Below are 368 nucleotides of genomic sequence, written 5' to 3' on the forward strand. Positions count from 1 at the left end.
ACTTTTGGACCGAAAGGGTTCGGCAAAGGTTCAAGCCTGCATGTCTCATCATCGAAGTATCCCAGATCGTAGTCCATAAAGCTTGTCAGCCAGATATTGTCTTCGACCTGTTTGATGCCGACGGCCTAACCGGCGAAGACCAGACTGAGATTGATCTTCTTCCGCTTGTAGCAGATGCGTCCGCATGTTGTGACGGTGACTGTCTGGTCGTGGAACGGGTAGTCGAGATCGGGTAGGCCGCGGTAGGCGCGCGGTGACGCGTCGTAGCGCTCTGCCGGGTAGGCCATGTTGAGCGCCTGGTGGGGCCGCTCGCTGTTGAACTCCTCGACGAAGTCGTCGAAGCGGGCTTGCTGCTGCAGGAAATTGTC

The 368-nt window shown here is 57.1% G+C and carries 1 pseudogene; it reads right to left on the reverse strand.

Annotated features, from left to right (window positions below):
- Positions 1-368: pseudogene (locus tag IB244_RS31700) on the reverse strand (integrase); the annotation flags it as partial.

The organism is Rhizobium sp. RHZ02 (assembly GCF_014851575.1).
GTDB lineage: Bacteria > Pseudomonadota > Alphaproteobacteria > Rhizobiales > Rhizobiaceae > Rhizobium > Rhizobium altiplani.